Below are 22,852 nucleotides of genomic sequence, written 5' to 3'. Positions count from 1 at the left end.
GGGACTGCTCCTCTCGCGACGGTGCTCAGGCGGCCTGCAGGCGTTCCAGCGCCGCGTCGAGCCCGCCGGGGTCGACCGGCACACCGGAGAGCCGCAGTCCCATCTGGACGCCCGCGAGGGTCCCGGCCAGGGTGAGGTCGTTGAACGCACCGAGGTGCCCGATCCGGAACACCGTCCCGGCGAGGCGGCCCAGCCCGGCGCCGAGCGACATGTCGAACCGGTCGAGGATGAGCGCGCGGACCTTGTCGGCGTCGACGTTGGCGGGCACGAGCACGGCGGTCAGCGCGCCCGAGTGCTCCCGCTCGTCGAGGCACAGCACCTCCAGCCCCCAGCCGCGCACCGCCGCCCGGGTGGCCTCGGCGTGCCGGGCGTGCCGGGCGAACACGTTCTGCAGACCTTCCTCGTCCAGCAGCCGCAGGACCTCGCGCAGGCCGTAGAGCAGGTGGGTGTTGGGGGTGTAGGGGAAGAACCCGCGATCGTTCGCGGCGAGCATCGGGCCCCAGTCCCAGTACGTGCGGGGCAGGCCCGCGGTGCGTGACGCCTCGAGGGCCTTGTCGCTGATCGCGTTGAAGCTCATCCCCGGCGGGAGCATGAGCCCCTTCTGCGAGCCGGCCACGGTGACGTCGACGCCCCACTCGTCGTGCCGGACGTCGATCGCCCCCAGCGACGAGATCGCGTCGACCAGCAGCAGCGCCGGGTGCCCGGCGGCGTCCATCGCCGCCCGGATCTCGGCGATCCGGCTGGTCACCCCGGTCGAGGTCTCGTTGTGGACCACGCAGACCGCCCGGATCCGGTGCCCGCGGTCGGCGGCCAGCCGCTCCCCGATCGCGGCCGGGTCCACGCCGTGCCGCCAGTCCCCCGGCAGCACGTCGACGTCGAGGCCCAGCCCGCGCGCCATCTCCTGCCACAGCGTGGCGAAGTGGCCGGTCTCGTAGGTCAGGACCGCGTCCCCCGGGCTCAACGTGTTGACCAGCGCGGCCTCCCACGCGCCGGTGCCGGTGGCGGGGTAGATGACGACCGGGTTCGTCGTCCCGAACACCGGCCGGATGTCGCGCAGCAGCTCGTGGCCCAGTGCCTGGAACTCCGGCCCGCGGTGATCGATCGTCGGTGCCGCCGTCGCCCGGAGCACCGGGTCCGGGACGTTGGTCGGACCCGGGATCTGCAGGAAGTGCCGCCCTGCCGCGTACGTCATGTGCCCTCCACGGTCGGGGCCGGGTGCTGTCGCACGACGAAATCCGGCCTCGCCAGTAGACGGTATACCTGGTTACAGTCTTCCGTCGAGGAGAGCCGATCCGACGACCGCGCCGCGGAGGAGCGCACGACCGCACCACGTCCCTGGCCGGGTCAGCGTCGACCACAGAGGATTCGAGGACGCGATGTCCATCCAGCTCATCACCGTCGTGGCACTGGCACTGGTGTTCCTGATCGCCACGGTCCTCCCCGTCCACATGGGAGCGCTCGCGTTCGTCGCGGCGTTCGTCGTCGGGACCGCCTTCGTCGGGGAGGACGCCGACGACATCGTCGCGGGCTTCCCCGGCGACCTGTTCGTGATCCTCGTGGGGGTCACGCTGCTGTTCGCGATCGCGAAGGGGAACGGCACCGTCGACCGGCTGGTCCAGCTGGCAGTGCGGGCCGTGGGCGGCCGGATCGCCCTGATCCCGTGGGTGATGTTCGGTGTCACCGCGGTGCTCACCGCGGTCGGCGCCGTCGTCCCGGCCGCGGTCGCGATCATCGCGCCGATCGGGATGGCGTTCGCCGTCCGGCACCGGATCAACCCGATGCTGATGGGCCTGCTGGTCATCAACGGGGCCAGCGCGGGCGGGTTCTCGCCCATGAGCATCTTCGGCAGCATCACCAACGGCGTGGTGGAGCGCAACGGCCTGCCCGGCAGCCCGGTGCTGCTGTTCCTCGCCTCCCTGGTGTTCAACACCGTGCTCAGCGTGATCGTGTTCTTCCTGTTCGGCGGCCGCGATCTGATCCGCCGCTCCGCGACGGGCGGGAACGGCGGGCGGGAAGACGACGGCTCGATCGCCCTGGCCACCGAGCCGGGCACCTCCGTGGCCCTCGGGGGCGGCTCGACCCGCCCCGGGCGGACCCGTCCGCCGACCGGTGGCACCCCGGCAGCAGCGGGCCCCTCGGGGGTGGGCACTGTCGTCACCGCCGATACACCCGCCACCTCCGACGCACCCGCCACCACCGGGCCCCCCGTCCCCGACGGGACCGGGGAGCACGCCCCGCTGAACCGGGACCACGTCCTCACCATCATCGGCCTGGTGGCGCTCGCGGTCGGGGCGCTGGCGTTCGGCCTCGACGTCGGCTTCACCGCGCTCACGGTCGCGACCGCGCTGTCGCTGCTGTCCCCGGCGTCGGCGAAGGCGGCCGTCGGTCAGGTCGCGTGGCCGACCGTGCTGCTGATCTGCGGCATCGTCACGTTCGTGGCGCTGATGGAGCGGGTCGGGACGATCGAGTGGCTGGGCAACCTGGTGACGCGGATCGGCGCCCCGCTGCTGGCCGCGATCATCATCTGCCTGATCGGCGCGATCGTGTCGGCGTTCGCCTCCACCACCGGCATCCTCGGCGCGCTGATCCCGCTCGCCGTGCCGTTCCTGCTCGCCGGCCAGGTCGGTCCGATCGGCATGATCATCGCGCTGGCGCTCTCGTCGTCGGTGGTCGACTCGTCGCCGTTCTCGACCAGCGGTGCACTCGTCGTGGCCAACGCACCGGCGGAGCGGACCGACCAGGTGTTCCGCGGCCTGATGATCTGGGGCTTCAGCATGTGCGCGCTCGTCCCGCTGACCACCTGGCTGCTGTTCGTCGTGCCCGGCTGGGGGTGACGGCGGTGCCCGGACCGGGCCGGGTGCTATCGGCGTTCGCGCCGCGCGGCGAGCCACGCCTCGGACTCGGGCGTCCCGCCCTCGAGCTGGTCGACCACGTCGAGCAGGAACGAGCCGTGGCCGTGCTCGGCCAGGGCCCGCTGCGCCTCGTCGGGGTCCCCCGCCTCGACGACGGCGAGCAGCTCGCGGTGCCGCTCGACGTTCTCCAGCAGCGTCTCCACGTCGCGCCGGGCGGCCCGGTTCAGGGCGTAGCAGAGCAGCATCTGGAACGAGAGCGCCCGGTAGGCCTCGGTCAGCCGGGCGTGCCCGGCCAGCGCGACGAGCGTCAGGTGGAACTCGAACTTGCGCTGCATGAAGTGGGTGCCGTCGCCGGCCCGCCCCGCCTGCTCGAACGCGCGCAGCGCGGCCCGGCAGTCCTCGAGCCGGGACGGGGAGCGCACGGGCAGGGCCAGCCGCACCGCGAACGACTCCAGCTCCTCGCGCAGGGTGACGATCTCGAAGACGTCGTGCCGGGTGAGCGTGCGGACGGTGGCACCCCGGCGCGGGTGGACGACGACCAGCCCCTCGTGCGCGAGGGTCTGCAGCGCCTCCCGCAGCGGCGGGCGCGACACGCCGAGCCGCTCGGTCAGCCGGGCCTCGACCAGCCGCTCCCCGAGCTGCAGCTCGCCGGAGAAGATCATGGCGCGCAAGGCGTCGGTCGCCAGCGCCGCCATGCTCGGCGGTGCGACGATCCGCCCCGCGCCGTGTTCGACCGTGGTCATCGGCTCCACCCCCACTATCCCTGTATACCGTATATCAGCCCGGTCCGTCCGGGCCCGAGGAGGTAGTGCATGACCACCGACCCACCCCTGCAGGGCGTGCTCGTCCTCGAGGTCGGCGCGTTCATGGCGGCGCCGTTCGCGACCCTGCAGCTCGCCGACCTGGGCGCCCGCGTCGTCAAGATCGAGCCGCCGGGTGGCGGCGACCCGACCCGCTCGGCCGGGCCGTTCCTGGACGGTGAGAGCTCGCCGTTCCTGCGGCTCAACCGGAACAAGGAGTCGGTCGTGCTGGACCTGAAGACCCAGCGCGACCGGGAGGCGTTCCTCGCGCTGGCCGACCGCGCCGACGTGGTCGTGGAGAACCTGCGGCCCGGGGCGATGGACCGGCTGGGCCTGGGCTGGGCGGCGCTGAGCGCGCGGCGCCCGGAGCTCGTGTACGCGTCGGCGTCGGGCTGGGGGCAGGACGGCGCCGCGTCCGGGCGCGCCGGGCTGGACATCATGGCCCAGGCGGCGAGCGGCCTGATGAGCGTCACCGGTGACCCGGACGGCGACCCGGTCAAGGTCGGCGTCCCGGTCTGCGACCTGGTCACGGCGCTGTACGTGGCGCTGGCCGTCACCGCCGCGCTGCGCGAGCGGGACCGCTCGGGCACCGGCCAGCACATCGACGTCTCGCTGCTGGAGTCCGGGGTCTCGCTGGCCGTGTGGGAGGCCGGCATGTACTTCGGGGACGGCGAGGTGGCGGCCCGCCGGGGCTCCGCCCACCAGCGCTACGCGCCGTACCAGGCGGTGCGCACCGCCGATGGTCACGTGACGGTCGGCGCGAACACGCCCCGGCTGTGGTCGGCGCTCTGCGGGGCGCTGGGGCTGACCGCGCTGGAGTCCGACCCGCGCTTCGCCGACGCGCCGGACCGGCTCGCGAACCGGACCGAGCTGATCGAACGGATCGAGGAGGTCACGACCACGCTGGGCGCCGGCGAGGTCGTCGCGGCCCTGCAGAACGCCGGCGTGCCGTGTGCGGTCATCGCGGGCTACGACGAGGTGTTCACCGATCCGCTGCTGGACGGCCGGGAGTTCTTCTGGGACGCGACCCATCCCGGCCTCGGCCCGGTGCGTCAGCTCGGGTCCCCGATGCGCTTCTCCCGCACCCCGGTCCGCCGCGGCAGTGCAGGCCCCCCGCTCGGGTCGGCGACCGACGACGTGCTCGCGGAGCTGGGGCGGAACCGGTGACCGACGCAGCGGCCGACGCAGCGGACGACACGGTGACCGACCTCGCCGGCGGCGTCCTGACCCTGACCTTCCACCGGGCCGCCCGGCGCAACGCGCTGACCTGGGCGATGTACGACGCGCTGGTCGCGGCCTGCGAGCGCGCCGACGCCGACGACGCGGTACGGGTGCTGGTCGTGCGCGGTGCGGGCGGGCGGGCGTTCGTGGCGGGCACCGACATCGGTCAGTTCGCGGCGTTCACCTCCGGCGCCGACGGGGTGGCCTACGAGCAGCGGGTCACCGCCGTGCTGGACCGGATCCGGGCGGTCGAGGTGCCGACGGTCGCCGCGGTCGACGGGGTCTGCGTCGGTGGCGGGCTCGGCATCGCCTGCGCCACCGACCTGCGGATCGCGACCCCGGGGTCGCGGTTCGGCGCGCCGATCGCCCGGACCCTGGGCAACTGCCTCTCGGCCCGCACCCTGGACCTGCTGGCGGGGACGCTGGGCCGGGCGCTGACCGCGGACCTGCTGCTCACGGCCCGGCTGCTGGAGGTCGAGGAGGCCCGGCGGGTGCCCGGGTTCCTGCACGCGGTCGTGGACGACCTCGACGCGGGCGTGGCCGAGCTGACCGGGCGGCTGACCGCCGGGGCTCCGCTCACCGTGTGGGCGACCAAGGAGCTGCTGCGCCGCAGGGACGACGCAGCAACCGGCCCTGGAACCGACGACACCGACGTCGTCGAACGGGTCTACGGCTCGGACGACTTCCGGGCCGCGGTCGCGGCGTTCGGCACGGACCGGCCGCCCACCTGGACCGGCCACTGACGACCGACCACTGAGGACCCGCCACTGGGGACCGGCTGCCGGGGACCGGCCACTGAGCACCGACCGCTGCGGACCCGCGGCTGAGGCCCCGAGGCCGCACGCTCAGGGCCGGGCGCGGGGCGCCGTCAACGGCGGACAGGCCCCGCCCTCGGCCCGGACCTGCTGGCGGGTGCGGACGTAGAGCACCGGCCCGGAGGCGAGCCCGCGCAGCTTCCGCCCGGCGGCACCGCCGGGCATCGCCCCGGTCTCGACCCGGCGGTGCACCGGGCCCGGGCCGGGGTCCGGGCGGGACCGCGGCGCCCCCTCCCCGGGCCGGCCCGCCGATTCCCGCCGCACGATCTCGCGCAGCCGGGCGATCGCGGCCGGGAACCGGCGCATCGCCAGCCGCCGGGCCCGCGGGTCCATCGCCACCTTGCCCAGGAACGCACCCAGCCCGAGCGCGTAGCCGCTCAGCTGGTCGCGGAGCTCGTCGTCGGAGGGGCGGTGGTGGTGCCAGACGTAGGCGGCGGGCAGGTAGGCCAGCGTGCCGCCGTCGAGCACGATCCGGACCAGCAGCTCGATGTCCTCGCCGCCGCGGGTCGGGCGTCCCGGGCCCAGCGCCTCGTCGAACCCGCCCAGCCCCCGGGCCGGCCCGGTCCGCACCGCGAGGTTCGCCCCGATCCCGAACAGGCCCGGCGAGAACGGGAAGACCGGCGTGTCCGACGGCGGGTCGTCCAGCCGGAAGCGGCGCGGCACGAAGCCCTTGTTCCAGGCCAGCGCGACGTCCGCGGCCCGCTCCTGCGGGGTGTCGAGCCGGGCGGCCAGCACCGGGCCGCTCAGCCCGGTGAGCTGCGGGTCGGCCGCGAACGCCCCGGCGATGCGCGACGCCCAGCGCAGGTCCGGCTCGGTGTCGTCGTCGGTGAAGGCCACGACGCCGGTGCGGGCCTCGGCCAGGCCGCGGTTGCGCCCGACCGACGCCCCGCGCCGCGGCTCGTGGACGTAGCGGACCCGGTCGCACCCGAACCCGGTGACCACGGCCCGGGTCCGGTCGTCCGGGGGGTCGTTGTCGACGACGAGCACCGTCACGGCCGGGTGGTCGCCGGCGAGGATCGCGGCCACGCAGCGACGCACGCTCTCCGCCCGCCCCCGGGTGGCCACCACGACCGTCATCGGCTCGTCCGACCTCGGTGGCTCGGCGGGGGGCTCGACCCCCACGACGGTCGCCGCCACCCGCGCGATCTCGTCCGCGCCCGCCCGGCCCTGCCGCAGCGGGACGTCCACCTGCCCCACGGGCACCCCGCAGTCGGTGACCAGCAGCCGGGCGGTGTCGAACCGGGCGGGGACCTCCAGGTCGGCCGTGGCCGCCGGGTCGACCGTGGACACAGCACCGGGCCCGCGCAGGTGGGTCGTCTCCCCGACCCAGATCGGTCCGGGTGCTCGGTCCGGCCCAAGTCGATCCGGCCCAGGTCGATCCGGCACTGCTCGGTCCGGCACTGCGGTGGCCTCCGGTGGTCGTCGCGTCGTCCCCCGCCGGGGCGCCGCGGACAGGATCGCGCGACACCGGCCCGGCGGAGCGGTCGTGGTGGGTTCGGACCGGTGACCGGTCCGGTTCGGGGCATCAGTGGTGGGCTCGGGGCGGGGGCCGAGGACGTTTCGCGTTCGGGTGTCACGGTCCCCGCACGATCGTGGCAGAACCACCTGAACCGCTCATCACCACCGCCGCACGACCAGCCGCCCGGCGCCGCTGGACCAGCCGGTGCAATGATCATTGCGGCGTGCGGGGTGTCACCCACCCGCACCGACCGCTCGTCGCAGCCGAACGCCCGGACAACTCGAACAGCCCAACGGTTCCACCGTTCGGCGGCGGATCTGCGCGGGGATCGCGCAGGACCGCCCGTTCGTCGCACACCCGGTTGTCCCGGCGGGCATCCGCGTCACGGAGCGGTTACGTTTCTTCGTGCTGGCCGACGAGACGTCGGTCGGTGCGCCTGGTCGGCCGTCAGCTCCCCGCCGCCGACACTCCCCCTGGCGCCCACCCAGCACGTGGCGGGGGCGGACACGCGTCCGGCTCGACCCCGAGAGCCGGTGTGCCCGTGGCGGCGAGGAACGATCTTATGACCTCAGCACTGCACCCGGCCGATGCCCCCGAGGCCGACATCCCCGATACCGCGGCCCCGCGCCGTCGCCGCGACCGCGACGCGAGCGCCGGCATCTCGGCGACCGAGCTGCTCGCCCGCTACGCCGACGCCGGCTTCGACGCCCCCGCCTCCGGTGGCCGCCGCGCGGCCCGTGAGAGCGCCACCGGCTCGTTCGGCCCCGACACGTTCGGCCCGGACACGTTCGGCCCGGACATCGAGCGGATCGACACCCCGCCGAGCGGCCTCCCGGCCGTGCCCGGCGACGGCGACACCGTCGTGACCCGCGACGTCCCGGCCGGCGTGACCTCCCGGTCCGCGATCGGCCTGGTCCAGGGCACCTCCGGCACCGGCGCCTTCGGCACCCGGCCGCGCGCCGTCGCCGCCACGATGGGGGCGACCCTGGTCGGCGCCACCGCCGTGATGGGCGTCGTCACCTCCCTCGGGGCGCCGGACCAGCCCGCCGACGAGCAGTCCACCGGCGTCGACCTGGCCGGTGCGGACAACCAGGCGACGATGAAGCTGTCGGTGCCGGCCGCCGGATCCGAGCAGGGCGGCGCGGGCACCAGCGACGCCGCGACATCGGTGAGCACCGGCCTGGAGCAGGTCACCGCCGCCGTCCCGCAGGCATTCGAGCAGGCCGATGCCGCCCGGATCGCCGCGGTCGCCAAGAAGGAGGCCGACGAGCGCGCCGCGGAGGCCCGGGAGCGTGCCGCGGAAGCCGGCTCATCGGGGTCCTCCGGCTCCGGGGACGGTGCCGGGACCGGCTCGGTCGCCGGCGACCCGGTCACCGACCACAGCGGCTCCGCGAACGGCCTGCAGGCACTCGCCGCGGCGAAGAGCAAGCTCGGCACCCCCTACCAGTGGGGCGCCACCGGCCCGAGCGCCTTCGACTGCTCCGGCCTGATGGTCTGGGCGTTCGAGCAGGTCGGCGTCGACCTGCCGCGCACCTCGAAGGCGCAGGCGCAGACCGACGGCGAGTCCGTCTCCAAGGGCGACCTCAAGCCCGGCGACATGGTGTTCTTCTACTCCCCGGTCAGCCACGTGGGCATCTATGCGGGCAACGGCAAGGTCCTGCACGCCTCGACCAGCGGTGAGCCGGTGAAGTTCTCCGACGTCGACGACATGCCGTTCAACAGCGCGGTCCGGGTCTGACCGACCGGCACGGGAACGTCCGAGGCCGGTGCCCCTGGGGAGGGGCACCGGCCTCGACGCACGTCTAGAGGCCTCGCAGGCGTTCCGCGACCGCCTCGGGCAGCACGTCGGAGATGAACGCCCCTGCCCCGGACTCGGAGCCCGCCAGGTACTTGATCTTCCCCGGGGCCCGCCGGATCGAGTGCACCCGCAGGTGCAGCCGGGCGTCGGCACGCCCGTCGGCCTCGCGCACCGGGGCCTGGTTCCAGCCGGCGACGTAGGGCAGCGCGTCGTCGTAGAGCGCGTCCAGGCGGCGCAGCAGGTCCAGGTACACCACCGGGAACTCGGCCCGCTGCGCCTCGTCCAGCGCGGGCAGGTCCGGGGTCGGCCGGTTCGGGTACAGGTGCACCTCGACCGGCCAGCGTGCGGCCTGCGGCACGAACGCGGTCCAGTGCTCCCCCGCGACGACGACGCGCTCCCCCGCCCGCTCGGCGGCCAGTGTCGCGTCGAACAGGTTCTCCCCCGTCGCCTCCCGGTGCGCCGCCACGTGCGCGAGCATCCGCTGCGGGAACGGCGGGAGGTACGGGTAGGCGTAGATCTGCCCGTGCGGGTGCGCGAGCGTCACCCCGATCTCGGCGCCCCGGTTCTCGAACGGGAACACGTACCGCACGCCCGGCCGGGCGGCCAGCGCCGCGGTCCGCTCGGCCCAGGCCTCGAGCACCAGCCGCACCCGCTCCGGGGGCAGCCGGGAGAACGGGGTGGCGTGGTCGTCGGTGAAGCAGACGACCTCGCAGCGTCCCGCGGCGGCGAGCGGGGTGTCCGGGTCCACGGCCGGTGACGGCGTGCCGGGCGCCGACCCGAAGGACGGGAACCGGTTCTCGAACGCCACGACCTCGTACTCCGGCGACGGGATCTCGGTGAGCCGCCCGTCCCGGCTCGGGCACAGCGGGCACTGGTCGGCCGGGGGCTGGTAGGTGCGGTCCTGGCGGTGCGCGGCGATCGTGACCCACTCGCCGGCCAGTGCGTCGTAGCGCAGCTGGGAGGCGGGGGTGACCGCGGGCAGGTCGCGCCGGTCGACGAGCTCGGCGGGGTCCCGCGGGGGGCGCCCGGGCCCGTCGAACCAGAGGATCTCCCGGCCGTCGGCCATCCGCGTCGAGAGCGTGCGCGCGTCCATCACTGCCTTCCGGGTCGGGCGATGACCACGCGGTCGACCTCGCCCTCGAGGACCGCGCGGTCGGTGTCGGCGAGCCCGGCGTCGGTGACCAGGACGTCCGCCTCGTTGAGTTCCGCGATCGTGGAGATGCCGACCGTGCCCCACTTGGTGTGGTCGGCGACGACGACGAGCTGCTGCCCGGCGTCGACCAGCGCGCGGTTGGTGTCGCGCTCGGTCAGGTTCGGGGTCGAGAACCCGGCAGCGGCACTCATGCCGTGCACACCGAGGAAGACGATCTCCAGGTTGAGCGAGCGCAGCGCGGCGATCGCGACCGGGCCGACGAGCGCCTCGGACGGGGTCCGCACGCCACCGGTGAGGATCACGGTCGACCCGCGGCCCTCGGCGCCACCGGTGTGCAGGGCCTCCGCGACCGCCAGCGAGTTGGTGACCACGGTCAGCCGCGGGACCTTCGCGAGCCGGTGCGCCAGCCGCCACGTCGTCGTCCCGGCGGACAGCCCGACGGCCGACCCGGGCGTCACCAGGCCGGCCGCCTCGGCCGCGATCGCGTCCTTCTCCTCCAGCTCGCGCACCGCCTTCGCCGAGAAGCCGGGCTCCTCGGTGGTGTGCTCGCCGATCGCCGTCGCCCCGCCGTGCACCTTGTCCACCAGGCGCCGGCGGGCGAGCACGTCGAGGTCGCGCCGCACCGTCATCTCGGACACGCCGAGGTGCTCGGCGAGCTCGGAGACCCGGACCGCCCCGTGCGAGCGGACCCGCTCCACGATCACCTCGCGCCGCTGCTCGGCCAGCAGGCTCACGGCGCGTCGTCCGCACGGCAGATCCCGATCACCCGCACACAATGCAACAAATTCGAACGATCAGCAAGTCGCCGTCCGGGGCCGTGACCGGACCGGCGGAGGTCACCGACCGGTCTCGAAACCGCGCGATCGTGTTCACTTCTGTCCGAGTTCGGTCTATCTTGTGCGGCGGTCCGGACACACGGCCGGCCGACGTGCGCACTCGACGGCGAGGAGCTTGTTCAGATGGATCACCGCGAGACGGCCCCCGAGCGGGCCACGGAGAGGCTGCGGGAGGTCAGGGCATGACGGCCCAGGAGATCCTCCGCCTCGACCCGAACATCGTCGACTACCTGCTGGTCGCGTTCTACTTCGTGCTGGTGCTCGGCATCGGCTACGCGGCACGGCGCTCGGTGTCCTCGAGCCTGGACTTCCTGCTGTCCGGCCGGTCGATGCCGGCCTGGATCACCGGGCTGGCGTTCATCTCGGCCAACCTCGGCGCCATCGAGCTCATCGGGATGGTCGCCAACGGCGCCCAGTTCGGCATCCCGACGGTCCACTACTACTGGCTCGGCGCCATCCCGGCGATGGTGTTCCTCGGCATCGTGATGATGCCGTTCTACTACGGCTCGCAGGCCCGCAGCGTCCCGGAGTTCCTGCTCAAGCGGTTCAACCGGACCACCCAGCGGGTGCAGGCGGTGATCTTCGCGGTGGCCTCGATCCTGATCGCCGGGGTCAACCTGTTCTCGCTCGGCCTGGTGCTCGAGGCCCTGCTCGGCTGGCCGCTGTACGTGGCGATCCCGGTCGCGGCCGTCGTCGTGCTCGGCTACATCTCGCTCGGCGGGTTGTCCGCGGCCATCTACACCGAGGTCCTGCAGTTCTTCGTGATCCTCGCGCTGCTCATCCCGCTGACCGTGGCCGGACTCAACCGGGTCGGCGGCTGGGACGGCCTGACCCGCGCGGTCACCGAGGGCCCCAGCGGCGGCGCCGACCTCAACGCCTGGCCGGGCACCCCGTTGACCGAGATCGAGAACCCGTTCCTGTCGGTGCTCGGCATCGTGTTCGGTCTCGGGTTCGTGCTGTCCTTCGGCTACTGGACGACGAACTTCGCCGAGGTGCAGCGCGCGCTGTCGGCCAAGTCGATGTCCGCGGCTCGGCGCACGCCCATCATCGGTGCGTTCCCCAAGGCGCTGGTCGTGCTGGTCATCGTGACCCCGGGCATGATCGCCGGGATCATGATCCCGCAGATCAGCGCGCTCAAGGCCGAGGGCGGCGAGGCCGTCGACGGCATCACCTACAACAACGCGCTGTCACTGTTGATGAAGGAGGTGCTGCCGAACGGCATCCTCGGGGTCGCGATCGCCGGGCTGCTCGCCGCGTTCATGGCCGGCATGGCGGCCAACATCAGCTCGTTCAACACCGTGTTCACCTACGACATCTGGCAGGACTGGGTGCGCCCGGACCGGGGCGACCGCTACTACCTGCAGGTCGGCCGGCTGGTGACGATCATCGGCTGCGTCCTGGCGATCGGCACCGCGTTCATCGCGTCCGGCTCGCAGAACCTCATGGACTACATCCAGTCGCTGTTCAGCTTCTTCAACGCGCCGCTGTTCGCGATCTTCATCCTGGGCCTGTTCTGGAAGCGCATGACCGGCCCGTCGGCCTGGATCGGGCTGCTGTCCGGTACCGCCGCGGCGGTGGCGGTGGACGTCCTCGTGCGGGTCGGCGTGCTGGAGATCTCCAACCAGGCGGGCAGCTTCCTCGGCGCGATCGCCGCGTTCGTGGTCGGCGTCGGCGTGGCCGGGGCGGTGTCGATGGTGACCGCACCGCGGGCCGAGGCCGAGCTGACCGGGCTGGTCTGGAGCCTGACCCCGAAGGACGCGCGCACCCACTCGACCACGGGTGACGACGCGGGCTGGTACCGCTCGCCCGCCGTGCTCGGTGGCGCCGTGCTCGTCCTCACCGTCGTCCTCTACATCGTGGTCGGCTGAGCAGGAGGAGAACAGAGATGACCGACGAGAGCCGTCACGACCACCAGCCGGACAACGACCCGGAGAGCGACGACCCGACGGGGACCGGCACGCCGATCTCCACGACCGCGACCAACCTGTTCGACCTGCGCTCGGTGATCGCCCTGCTGTTCGGGGTGTACGGGATCGTGCTGCTGATCATGGGCCTGGTCTCCGGCAACGACCCGGAGAACCTGGCCAAGACCGGCGGGACGAACCTCAACCTCGACACCGGCATCGGCATGCTGGTGATCGGGGCCCTGTTCGTGCTCTGGGTGTGGCTGCGACCGCTGCGGGTCCCGGCCGCACCGGACGGCGGGGCCGAGCGGTCCTGACCGGAGCGCCCGGACCGGCCGGGCCGGGGGTCAGTTCCCCCGGCCCGCCGGGGTCGGGTAGACCGGGTTGAACGCCTGCAGGGTGTAGGCGTCGATCCGGCGGGCGATCCGGCCGAGGCCGGTGCGCATGCTGCGGAGGGCGGTACTCATGGGTGGAGCTCCCTTCAACGGTGCGTTGCGAGGGACCGGCCCGCCGGATGAGGCGGGCGGCCTCCTCACCGGACGCCCCCAGTCTGCACTGAATCGATCCCGTCCCGCCGTCGACAGCGAGCCGCGTCACGCTGTGAGCTGCGACGGACCGGCGCCGTGCGGGTGATCGCGCGGGACGGGGTGCACGAGGTCGAGATCCAGCGGTCCCGCTTCGTCGCCACCGTGGCCCGGGTGCCCGACGTCGAGGCCGCCGGCGCCGTGATCGACCGCGTGCGCCGGGCCGGCCCGGACGCGACCCACCACTGCACCGCGCTGCGGGTCGGCGACCCGGACACCGGAGGGCTCGGCGCACGCTCCAACGACGACGGGGAGCCGTCCGGCACCGCCGGGGTGCCGATGCTCGAGGTCCTGACCCGGCGCGACCTGACCGACGTCGTCGCCGTGGTCTCGCGCTGGTTCGGCGGCACCAAGCTCGGCGCGGGCGGGCTGGTCCGTGCCTACTCCGGGGTGCTGTCGGAGGCCCTCGACGTCGTCGGGACGCTGCGCCGGGTCCCGCACCGCGAGCTCCTGCTCGCCGTGCCGCACGACCGCGCCGGGCGGCTCGAGCACGACCTGCGCCACTCGTCGTACCGGCTGCGCGACGTCAGCCACGGTGCCGACGTGACGTTCACCGTGGCCGTCGAGGTCTCCGGGGTGGACGGTTTCACCGACTGGCTCGCCGAGCACACCGGCGGCGCCGTGGACGCCCTCGACGCCGGCCCGTGCGAGCTGTACCTGCCCTAGTCTCACGCCGTGCACATCCGCGACGCGACCGCCGACGACTGGCCCGCGATCTGGGCGGTGCTCCGCCCGATCTTCGCCGAGGGCCGCACCTACACGGTGCCGGTCGACGCCGACGAGTCGTGGTCCCGCACGCTGTGGATGCTGCCCCCGCCCGGCCGGGTCGTGGTGGCCGTCGACGAGGGCGCCGTGGTCGGCACCGCGAAGACCGGACCGAACCAGCCCGGCCCCGGCTCGCACGTCGCCACGGCGAGCTTCGCCGTCGACCCCGGCCGCGCCGGGCGCGGCACCGGGCGGGCGCTCGGCGAGCACGTGCTCGAGCTCGCCCGTGCCGGCGGGTACACCGCGATGCAGTTCAACGCGGTCGTCGAGACCAACACCCGAGCCGTCGCGCTGTGGCACGCGCTGGGCTTCGCGACCATCGGGATCGTGCCGGGCGCCTTCACCCTGCCGGACGGCTCGACCACCGGCCTGCACGTGATGCACCGCCGGCTGTGAGCTGACTCGTTTCGAGACGCACGACGGAGTTAGACGCGCCTACACTGTCGATTCGGCACACCTGTCGACACCGGGAGGGGCGGCGATGGGAGCGATCGCAGCAGCACGCGCGGAGCAGCGGCGCACCGTCACGGTCGAGCAGCTCCGCCGGCGCGGCTGGCGCGGGCGCCTCGCGGTGCTCGGGCCGGCGTTCGTGGCCGCGGTGGCCTACGTCGATCCCGGCAACTTCGCCACGAACTTCTCCGCCGGTGCCGGGTACGGCTACCTGCTGGTCTGGGTGATCGTCGTCGCCAACCTGATGGCGATGCTGATCCAGTCGCTCTCGGCCAAGCTCGGGCTGGCGACCGGCCGCAGCCTGCCGGAGCTGTGTCGCGAGCACCTGTCCCGCTGGGGGACCCGGTTCATGTGGGCGCAGGCGGAGCTGGTCGCCATCGCCACCGACCTGGCCGAGGTGATCGGCGGCGCGGTCGCGCTGCACCTGCTGTTCGGGCTGCCGCTGCTGCACGGCGGCCTGATCACCGGGGCGATCGCGTTCGGGCTGCTGGGCCTGCAGTCGCGCGGGCACCGGCCGTTCGAGCGGGCGATCGTGTTCCTGCTGGCGATCATCCTGGTCGGGCTGGTGTCGACGCTGTTCCGGACCGACGTGGACGCCGGGGCACTGGCGGCGGGCCTGGTGCCGGGCTTCGCCGGGATCGACTCGCTGGTGCTGGCCACCGGCATCCTCGGCGCGACCGTCATGCCGCACGTGATCTACCTGCACTCCGCGCTCACCCAGCGCCGCCTGGTCTGCCGCAGCGCCGAGGACACCCGGTTCCTGCTGCGCACCGGGCGGACCGACATCGTGCTCGGGATGGGGCTGGCCGGTCTGGTCAACCTGTCGATGCTGGTCGTCGCCGCCGCGCTGTTCGCCGGCACCGGCGTGCCCGGGACCGACACCCTGGAGGGCATCTTCGCCGGGCTCGGGACCCAGCTCGACGCCGTCGCCGCCTACGGGTTCGCGATCGCGTTGCTGGCCTCCGGCTTCGCCTCGTCCGGGGTCGGCACCTACGCCGGCCAGGTGATCATGGAGGGCTTCCTGCGCCGACGGATCCCGCTGCTGCTGCGCCGGCTGCTGACGCTCGCGCCGGCGCTGGTCGTGCTCGGGTTCGGCGTGGACCCGACCCAGGCCCTGGTGCTCTCGCAGGTGGTGCTCTCGTTCGGCATCCCGTTCGCGCTCGCCCCGCTGGTCTGGCTGACGGCGAAGCGCTCGGTGATGGGTGAGCTGGTCAACCACCGGGTCACCACGGCCGCGGCGATCGTGGTCACCGCGGTCGTGGTGGCGCTCAACGGCGTGCTCGTGTGGGAGACGTTCGGCGGGTGAGCCGGCCTCAGCGCCCCCGCCAGACCGGGTCGCGCTTCTCGGCGAACGCGGTGGCGCCCTCCCGGGCGTCCTCGGAGGACATGACCGGGGCGACGATCTCGTCGTGCCGGGCCCAGCGGTCCTCGCCCCAGCCGGGGCTCTCCAGCACGATCCGCTTCGAGGCGGCCACTCCGAGCGGGCCGTTGCCCGCGATCCGCGCGGCCAGCTCGCACGCGACGTCCAGCGCGGTGCCGTCGTCGACGACCCGGTTGACCAGCCCGGCGGCCTCGGCCCGGGCGGCGTCGATCGGGTCACCGGTCAGCAGCATCTCCAGCGCCAGCGCGCGCGGCACCCGGTTCGCCAGCTCGAGCGCGCCACCCGCGGCCGCGACCAGCGAGCGCTTCACCTCGGGCACCCCGAACCGGGCACTCCGACCGGCGACGACCAGGTCGCAGGCCAGCATGACCTCGAACCCACCGGCCAGCGCCCAGCCCTCGACCGCGGCGATCATCGGCTTGCGCGGCGGTGCCTGGGTGATCCCGCAGAAGCCCCGCCCCGGGACCGAGGGCCGCTCGCCGTTCAGGAACGCCTTGAGGTCCATCCCGGCGGAGAACGCCCCGCCCGCGCCGGTGAGCACACCGGCGCGCAGCTCGTCGTCGGCGTCCAGCTCGTCGACGGCCGCGGCGACGGCCTTCGCGACGTTCGCGTTCACCGCGTTCTTGGCCCGCGGACGGTTGAGGGTGATGATCTGGACGCCGTCGCGGCGCTCGACGAGCACCTCGTCCTCGGAAACGGTCAGGTCTGACTGCGCTGCCATGGCTTCACCCTAGAGGGCCGGGGCCGCGACCGGCACCGAGTGCTCCCAGTCGGCCAGCAGCGTGCGGAGCGCGGTGACCAGGGCCAGCGGCTGGTCGACCATCACGTGGTGGCCGGCACCGGGGATCTCGACGACGGGGGCGGCGCGGCCCATCCGGTCCACCACCATCTCCCCCATCCCGGCCGGGACCAGGCCGTGTTCGGCACGGAACAGGGCGATCCGGCAGCCGGGGCGCCCGAGGTCACCCGGGGTCAGGCCGATCCCGGCGAAGATCTTCGGGTCGAACTTCCAGCTCCAGCCGCCCTCGACCGCGCGGATGCTGTGCTCGGCGATGTGCCGGTGCACGTAGGGCAGGTCACCCTCCTGCTCGGGCACCGTGCGGAACCGGGCGAGCAGCGCCTCCCGGTCGGCGTGCACCCGGGCCGGGCCGAACGCCCGGCGCTGGCGGGCGGCCCGCTCCTCCGGCGAGCGTTCGCGCACCGGCGAGTCGACCGCGACGGCTCCGGCCAGCTCCTCGCCGTAGCGCAGGGCCGCGGTGAGGGTCACGAAGCCGCCCATGCTGTGCCCGATCAGCGTCGGACGCTCCCCGAGGCCGGCGACACCGAGCACCGCGCGCAGGTCGGACGCCCACCGGTCCAGGTCGTAGGACTTCGCGCGGCCGGAGTCGCCGTGCCCGGCCAGGTCGACGGCGACGACCCGGCGCGCGCCCTCGACCAGCAGCGGTGCGACGTGGTCCCACCAGTGCGCGTGTGCGCCGCCGCCGTGCACCAGCAGCACCCCTGGCCCGCCCGGTTCACCCCAGCCGCGGTAGGCGATCGACACCCCGTCCGACTCGACGCGGCCGGTGTCGCAGGGGGCGGCGATCGCCGTCGTGAACCAGGAGGGTGGCAGCTCGGACACCCGGAGAACGTACCGCGGACCGGCTCGGCCGCTTGTTGACACGTTTTCTACGATGACGGTGTGTCCAACAGTGATGTGGCCGCGCACACCGACGTGGCGGAGCGCACCCGCACGGTCACCACCCCCGACGGGCTGGAGCTGGCGGTGGCGGAGCGGGGGGACCCGTCCCGGCCGACGGTCGTCGCCGTCCACGGCTACCCCGACGACCGGCACGTGTGGGACGGCGTCGTCGAGCGGCTCGCCGCCGACCACCACGTCGTGAGCTACGACGTCCGCGGGCACGGCGGCTCGGCCGCGCCGGCCGGGCGCGCGGGGTACGACCTCGACCTGCTCGCCGCCGACCTGGCTGCGGTGTGCGACGCCGTCTCCCCCGGTGCCCCGGTGCACCTGCTCGCCCACGACTGGGGCGGGATCCAGGCCTGGCACGCGGTGACCGGCGCGGTACCCGGGGACCGGATCGCCTCGCTCACCTCGATCTCCGGGCCGTGCCTCGACCACGTCGGCCTGTTCCTGCGCCGCCGCGCGCCCCGCGACCTGCGTGCCGTGCTGAGCCAGGCCGTGCACTCCTGGTACACGCTGGCCTTCCGGCTCCCGGTGCTGCCCGAGCTCGCCGTGCGCAGCGGCGGGCTCGGCAGCATGGTCGCGCGCACGGAGCGCATCCCGCGCCCGGCGGTACGCGACGCCGTGAACGGCCTGGAGCTCTACCGGCGCAACCTGCCGCGCGGGCTGGGCGCACCGCGGCCGCGCCGCACCGGGGTCCCGGTGCAGGTCCTGGTCCCGCGCGGGGACGCCTACGTCACCGGCCCGCTGGCCACCTCGGCCGCGGAGTTCGCGCCCGACCTGCGCGTGCGCTACCTGGCCGGGGGCCACTGGGTGGTGCGCCACCGGCCCGAGGTGATCGCCCGCTGTGTCGCGGAGATCGTCGCGGAGACCGGCGGGGAGACCCCCGCCCCGGCGGTGACCCGGGCCCGGTCCCGCGGGGCCGCGCTGGTCGCTTCCGGGGGACGCCCGGACCGGGCCGTGCGCTGGGACGGCGGCCTGGCCGTCGTCACCGGCGCGGGCAGCGGCATCGGCCGGGCGACCGCGCGCGCGTTCGCCGAGCGGGGGACCCGGGTCGTCGTCGCGGACCTCTCCGCCGACGGTGCCGCCGAGACCGTCGCGCAGATCGAGCACCGGCACGGGGCCGGGCGCGCGGTCGCGCACACCGTCGACGTGTCCGACGACGCGGCCGTCGCCGAGCTGGCCGCCCGGGTCGCGGCCGAGCACGGGGTGCCCGACGTCGTGGTGAACAACGCCGGGATCGGCGTCGCGGGGCCGTTCGCCGACACCTCGCTCGAGGAGTGGCAGCGGATCGTCGACGTCAACCTGTGGGGCGTCGTGCACGGCTGCCGGCACTTCGGGGTCCTGCTCACCGAGCACGGCGAGGGCGGGCACCTGGTCAACACCGCCTCCGCCGCGGCGTACCTGCCCTCGCGGCTGCTCCCGGCCTACGCGACGACGAAGGCCGCGGTGCTGATGCTGTCCCAGTGCCTGCGCGCCGAGCTGGCCGAGCAGGGCATCGGGGTCACGGCGCTGTGCCCGGGCATCGTGCACACCCCGATCACCACCGCCACCCGGTTCGCCGGCACCGACGGGCCGGCCCAGGACGCCCGCCGGACCGCCGCCGCCGCGGCTTACGCCCGGCGCGGGTACACCCCGGAGCGGGTCGCGACCCGGCTGGTCCGGGCCGTGGAGCGGGACGTGCCGCTCGCCCCCGTCACCCCCGAGGCGCACGCCGCACTGCTCGCCTCGCGCCTGTCCCCCGGGCTGCTGCGCGCCGTCGCCCGTGTCGGCGCCGTTCGAGAGGAGCACCGCTGATGACCGCGACCGACGACGACCGGATCGCCCTGCAGGCCCGCGACGTCCGGTTCGACTTCTCCGGGCTGCGCACGGACTGGATCCCCGGCGAGCCGCTCGCCTCGCACGTCATCGACGTGCTGCACATGCTGCTGCCGGAGGGTGAGCGCTGGTTCGTGGAGGTGTTCTCCCAGGCGCTGCCACTGGTGCGCGACGCGGCGCTCGCCGAGGACGTGCGCGGGTTCATCGGGCAGGAGGCGGTGCACGCGGAGTCGCACCAGGGCGCGCAGGACCACCTGATCGACGCCGGGATCGACGTCTCCGGCTACGTCGAGCAGATCGAATGGATCTTCAGCGACCTGCTGGGCGAGCGCGGGCTGACCGGTGCCGAGGCCCGCGAGTGGCTGGTCGAGCGGGTCGGGCTGATCGCCGCGGTCGAGCACTTCACGGCGGTGCTGGGCGAGTGGATCCTGCACTCGCCCGACCTCGACGCGGCGGGCGCCGACGCGGAGATGCTGGACATGCTGCGCTGGCACGGCGCCGAGGAGGTCGAGCACCGCAGCGTGGCGCACGACCTGTACATGCACCTCGACGGCCGCTACCTGCGCCGGATCCGGGCCATGCTGATCGGTGGGCCGGCGCTGGCGAAGCTCTGGACCGACGGCACCGCGGTGCTGTGCGCCCGCGACCCGCGGCTGCGCGGCACCCCGCAGCGCCGGGTCCGGTTGCGGGACTACCTGCGCGCCGCGCGGCGCGGGCTGGTGCCCGGGCCGGGGATGTTCGCGAAGGCGGTGCTGACCTATCTGAACCCGCGGTTCCACCCGGCGCGCTACGGCGACACCGATGCCGCGATCGCCTACCTGGCGGTCTCGCCCGCGGCCCGGCGCGCCGGCGGTACGGCGTGAGCACCGCCGGCACCGCTCCCCCGCCGCACCCGACACCCGCGGCGAACGCCCTGGCGACGATCACCACCGTCGCCGCGCGGCTGGCGGTCCGCAGTGGACACCGCAGGCGCCCGGCGGGTCCGGTGGACCGGAGCCTGCCCGTGGAGGTGCGCGCGCTGCGGCGGCCGTGCCCGGACGTCGCCGTGCTCGATCTCGTCCCGGCCGGCTCGGCGCCGCTGCCCCGGTGGCGCCCGGGCGCGCACGTCGACGTCGAGCTCCCGTCCGGGCTGCTGCGCCAGTACTCGCTGTGCGGTGACCCCGCGGACCGGTCGGCGTACCGGATCGCGGTGCGCGCGGTGCCGGGCGGGGCCGGCTCGGCCGAGGTGCACGCGCTGACCGCGGGGACCCGGCTGCGCCTGCACGGGCCGCGCAACGCCTTCCCGCTGGCCACGGCGCCGTCGTACCTGTTCCTGGCCGGCGGCATCGGGATCACCCCGATCGCGCCGATGGTGCGGGCAGCGCACGCCGCCGGGATACCGTGGCGACTGGTCCACACCGGACGGGACCTGGCGTCGATGCCGCTCTCGGACGAGCTGGCCGCGCTCGCCCCGGGCCGGGTGCACCGCCGCCCCGATGACACAGCCGGCGTCCCCACCGCCGCCGATCTTCTGTCCGGGATGGACGACGGTGCGGCGGTCCACTGCTGCGGGCCGCCGCCGATGATCGAGGCGGTGCGCCGGGCGGTGCCCGCCGGGCAGCGGTTCCACGCGGAGCGGTTCTCCCCGCCACCGATCCGGGAGGGCCGCCCGTTCACGGTGCGGATCGTGGGCGGTCCGGACGTCGCGGTCCCCGCGGACCGCAGCGCCCTGGACGCGGTCCGGGCGGTGCGCCCGGACGTGCCGTACTCGTGCCGGCAGGGCTTCTGCGGGACCTGCCACGTCCGGCTGGTCGCCGGGACGACGCAGGTCGACACCGCGACCCCGGACCCGGCCGGGCCCGGCCGCACCGCTCTGTGTGTCGGGCGGGCGGCGGGCGACGAGGTCGAGGTGGACCTCGGCCGCTGACAACGCTCAGCCCTCGGGGGCGAGGTAGGTGTGCCCGGTCGGGGTGGTGGTCTGCACGCCGTCGGGGGTGCGTGCCACGTTCCATCCGGGTTGTTCGCGGATGTAGTTGTGGAACTCGCAGACGGCTCGCCCGTTCTCGAGCGCGGTCGGCCCGTGCTCGGCGGAACGGTCGATGTGATCGACGTGCCGGGCCGGGGCGTCGCAGTACGGCTCGGTGCAACGACGACGGGCGCGGGCCTTCACCAACTCCGCGAGCAGCCCGGTGAAGAACCGCTGCCGGGACCCGCCGCCGATGATGAACCCGTCGCGGGTCAACAACCGGCGCAGCGCTTTCCGGCCGGTGGTGGTGGCCAGCAGGTCGACCGGGACGGGGCCGTGGCCGGGGACCTCCGCCGGCAGCGGGCTGTCGGGGTCGATCAACGCCTCGACCGGCACCAGCACCTGGACCTCGATGTCGACGTCGGTCGCGGCGGACTTCCCGGTGGCACGTTCGACCAGGGTGTCGGCCATGACCTGCCCCCGGGAGCGGGTCAGCGGTGCCGGGTCGACCGAGACCTCACTGAACGCCTTACGCAGCGCGGCCAGACACGCGACACCCTGCTCGACCGGCAGGTAGGCGGTCAGGTAGCTCATCCCGTCCGGGGCCGGACGCAGCGTGACCCGCCGCTCGGCGCGGGCGGCCTCGACCCGGGACCGGAACTTCTCCGGGGCGATCTCGGCGACCAGCCGGCGCACCAGGTCCCGCAGCCGCCCAATGCCGAGCCGGGTCAGCTCGTGCGCGGCGAGCCGGGCATCGACCGCAGCCCGCTGGCCGGCGTCGAGGTCGGCGGTGGCGGTGACGATCGCGGCGACCTTGTCCCGGCTCAGCTCCCCGGCCACGAACAGGCCACGGATGTGGTCGAGGCCCTCGCGCAGGTCCCGCGCGGTACGCAGCCGGGAGCGGGCCTCGGTCGGAGACACCCGGCACGCCAGCCCGAGCTGGGCGATCACCCCGCGTTCGAGCTTGTCCGGGTCGACCACCCCGCTCCTGATCCGTTGCTCGACGTGGGTGCGGGCGAAGGAGCGGACCCGGTTCGCCTGCAACGCGGCGAGAGAATTCTGCAGGGATTCGATCTGCTGGATCTGATCGATCAACTCGGATTCGCCACACGATTCCGCGTCAACCGTGGCGGCCTCTTCGACCGCTACCTGCATCAACACGAGATCGACCTGCGGGAATCCGGGCTCACCGGCACCCGGGTGGGTGCCGGGAATCGGGGGATCATGAACTGCGGTCACGCACCCATTCTAGTCGAACTCGTGTTCGACGTCACCTTTCGTTCGCGGTCGTACATTGAATGTTTCCCAGTAGCGAGTTGATCAGGCCGTCCGGTCGTGTTCGTGGTGGAGCAGGACCAGGGCGGCGGCGGTGATCGCGCCGATCCGCCAA

20 protein-coding genes are annotated in these 22,852 nt (G+C 74.2%); 12 read left to right on the top strand and 8 right to left on the bottom strand.

The genetic code is table 11. The features are described from left to right. Nucleotides 1-25 precede the first annotated feature (25 nt). The gene (locus BM093_RS27855) at nucleotides 26-1,192 is read right to left on the bottom strand and encodes a pyridoxal-phosphate-dependent aminotransferase family protein (protein WP_093352730.1); all 1,167 of its coding nucleotides are present in this window, start codon (nucleotides 1,190-1,192) and stop codon (nucleotides 26-28) included. A gap of 184 nt (nucleotides 1,193-1,376) precedes the next feature. Here BM093_RS27855 and BM093_RS27850 point away from each other — a divergent pair, with 184 nt between their 5' ends. Next, entirely contained in the window at nucleotides 1,377-2,834 is a 1,458-nt protein-coding gene (locus tag BM093_RS27850) for an SLC13 family permease (RefSeq protein WP_093352726.1), read from the top strand. 26 nt (nucleotides 2,835-2,860) lie between these two features. Here BM093_RS27850 and BM093_RS27845 read toward each other — a convergent pair whose 3' ends face one another. Continuing rightward, on the bottom strand, nucleotides 2,861-3,595 hold the full coding sequence (locus BM093_RS27845; protein WP_093352837.1) for a GntR family transcriptional regulator: 735 nt from the start codon (nucleotides 3,593-3,595) through the stop codon (nucleotides 2,861-2,863). A 69-nt stretch (nucleotides 3,596-3,664) separates the two neighbouring features. Between BM093_RS27845 and BM093_RS27840 the strand changes: the two genes are divergently transcribed. Continuing rightward, nucleotides 3,665-4,819, top strand: a complete 1,155-nt coding sequence (locus BM093_RS27840; protein WP_093352722.1) for a CaiB/BaiF CoA transferase family protein — start codon at nucleotides 3,665-3,667, stop codon at nucleotides 4,817-4,819. Next, nucleotides 4,816-5,616 carry an enoyl-CoA hydratase gene (locus BM093_RS27835; protein ID WP_093352718.1) on the top strand — a complete coding sequence of 267 codons (801 nt, stop codon included), beginning with the start codon at nucleotides 4,816-4,818 and terminating at the stop codon, nucleotides 5,614-5,616. The genes BM093_RS27840 and BM093_RS27835 overlap by 4 nt, the downstream gene beginning before the upstream one ends. Nucleotides 5,617-5,718: 102 nt before the next feature. Here BM093_RS27835 and BM093_RS27830 read toward each other — a convergent pair whose 3' ends face one another. After that, nucleotides 5,719-6,978, bottom strand: coding sequence for a glycosyltransferase family 2 protein (locus BM093_RS27830; protein WP_093352713.1), 1,260 nt, complete (start codon nucleotides 6,976-6,978; stop codon nucleotides 5,719-5,721). Between the two features lie 731 nt (nucleotides 6,979-7,709). Between BM093_RS27830 and BM093_RS37600 the strand changes: the two genes are divergently transcribed. Beyond that, nucleotides 7,710-8,885, top strand: coding sequence for a C40 family peptidase (locus tag BM093_RS37600; protein WP_245773848.1), 1,176 nt, complete (start codon nucleotides 7,710-7,712; stop codon nucleotides 8,883-8,885). Between the two features lie 64 nt (nucleotides 8,886-8,949). Here the strand turns inward: BM093_RS37600 and galT are convergent, their stop codons facing one another. Further along, nucleotides 8,950-10,038 carry a galactose-1-phosphate uridylyltransferase gene (galT, locus tag BM093_RS27820; RefSeq protein WP_093352708.1) on the bottom strand — a complete coding sequence of 363 codons (1,089 nt, stop codon included), beginning with the start codon at nucleotides 10,036-10,038 and terminating at the stop codon, nucleotides 8,950-8,952. After that, on the bottom strand, nucleotides 10,038-10,826 hold the full coding sequence (locus BM093_RS27815; protein WP_245773853.1) for a DeoR/GlpR family DNA-binding transcription regulator: 789 nt from the start codon (nucleotides 10,824-10,826) through the stop codon (nucleotides 10,038-10,040). Before BM093_RS27815 ends, galT begins: the two co-directional genes overlap by 1 nt. A gap of 290 nt (nucleotides 10,827-11,116) precedes the next feature. Between BM093_RS27815 and BM093_RS27810 the strand changes: the two genes are divergently transcribed. The 5 genes from BM093_RS27810 (at nucleotide 11,117) to BM093_RS27790 (ending at nucleotide 15,943) form a co-directional block, all read left to right on the top strand. Next, entirely contained in the window at nucleotides 11,117-12,802 is a 1,686-nt protein-coding gene (locus BM093_RS27810) for a sodium:solute symporter family protein (protein WP_093352698.1), read from the top strand. 17 nt (nucleotides 12,803-12,819) lie between these two features. After that, entirely contained in the window at nucleotides 12,820-13,155 is a 336-nt protein-coding gene (locus tag BM093_RS27805; protein ID WP_342743046.1) for a hypothetical protein, read from the top strand. Between the two features lie 306 nt (nucleotides 13,156-13,461). Continuing rightward, nucleotides 13,462-14,088 carry an IMPACT family protein gene (locus tag BM093_RS27800; RefSeq protein ID WP_093352693.1) on the top strand — a complete coding sequence of 209 codons (627 nt, stop codon included), beginning with the start codon at nucleotides 13,462-13,464 and terminating at the stop codon, nucleotides 14,086-14,088. Between the two features lie 9 nt (nucleotides 14,089-14,097). After that, nucleotides 14,098-14,583: a GNAT family N-acetyltransferase gene (locus BM093_RS27795; RefSeq protein ID WP_093352688.1), complete on the top strand. Its 486-nt coding sequence runs from the start codon at nucleotides 14,098-14,100 to the stop codon at nucleotides 14,581-14,583. 85 nt (nucleotides 14,584-14,668) lie between these two features. Next, entirely contained in the window at nucleotides 14,669-15,943 is a 1,275-nt protein-coding gene (locus tag BM093_RS27790) for an Nramp family divalent metal transporter (protein WP_093352683.1), read from the top strand. 7 nt (nucleotides 15,944-15,950) lie between these two features. Here the strand turns inward: BM093_RS27790 and BM093_RS27785 are convergent, their stop codons facing one another. Both BM093_RS27785 and BM093_RS27780 read right to left on the bottom strand, forming a co-directional pair. Then, the gene (locus BM093_RS27785; RefSeq protein WP_093352677.1) at nucleotides 15,951-16,739 is read right to left on the bottom strand and encodes a crotonase/enoyl-CoA hydratase family protein; all 789 of its coding nucleotides are present in this window, start codon (nucleotides 16,737-16,739) and stop codon (nucleotides 15,951-15,953) included. Between the two features lie 9 nt (nucleotides 16,740-16,748). Continuing rightward, on the bottom strand, nucleotides 16,749-17,639 hold the full coding sequence (locus BM093_RS27780; RefSeq protein WP_093352673.1) for an alpha/beta fold hydrolase: 891 nt from the start codon (nucleotides 17,637-17,639) through the stop codon (nucleotides 16,749-16,751). Nucleotides 17,640-17,699: 60 nt separating this feature from the next. Between BM093_RS27780 and BM093_RS27775 the strand changes: the two genes are divergently transcribed. The 3 genes from BM093_RS27775 to BM093_RS27765 are packed head-to-tail and all read left to right on the top strand — an operon-like array spanning nucleotide 17,700 to nucleotide 21,423. Continuing rightward, on the top strand, nucleotides 17,700-19,496 hold the full coding sequence (locus BM093_RS27775; RefSeq protein WP_245773847.1) for an SDR family oxidoreductase: 1,797 nt from the start codon (nucleotides 17,700-17,702) through the stop codon (nucleotides 19,494-19,496). Then, entirely contained in the window at nucleotides 19,496-20,380 is an 885-nt protein-coding gene (locus BM093_RS27770; protein WP_093352667.1) for a metal-dependent hydrolase, read from the top strand. The genes BM093_RS27775 and BM093_RS27770 overlap by 1 nt, the downstream gene beginning before the upstream one ends. Then, the gene (locus tag BM093_RS27765; RefSeq protein ID WP_093352662.1) at nucleotides 20,377-21,423 is read left to right on the top strand and encodes a PDR/VanB family oxidoreductase; all 1,047 of its coding nucleotides are present in this window, start codon (nucleotides 20,377-20,379) and stop codon (nucleotides 21,421-21,423) included. The genes BM093_RS27770 and BM093_RS27765 overlap by 4 nt, the downstream gene beginning before the upstream one ends. Nucleotides 21,424-21,429: 6 nt before the next feature. On the opposite strand, the gene BM093_RS27760 is transcribed toward BM093_RS27765, so the two are convergent. Further along, the gene (locus tag BM093_RS27760) at nucleotides 21,430-22,557 is read right to left on the bottom strand and encodes an HNH endonuclease (protein ID WP_245773846.1); all 1,128 of its coding nucleotides are present in this window, start codon (nucleotides 22,555-22,557) and stop codon (nucleotides 21,430-21,432) included. Nucleotides 22,558-22,852 lie beyond the last annotated feature (295 nt).

The organism is Pseudonocardia ammonioxydans (assembly GCF_900115005.1).
Classification (GTDB): domain Bacteria; phylum Actinomycetota; class Actinomycetes; order Mycobacteriales; family Pseudonocardiaceae; genus Pseudonocardia; species Pseudonocardia ammonioxydans.
This window is presented reverse-complemented; position numbering and strand designations above follow the sequence as displayed.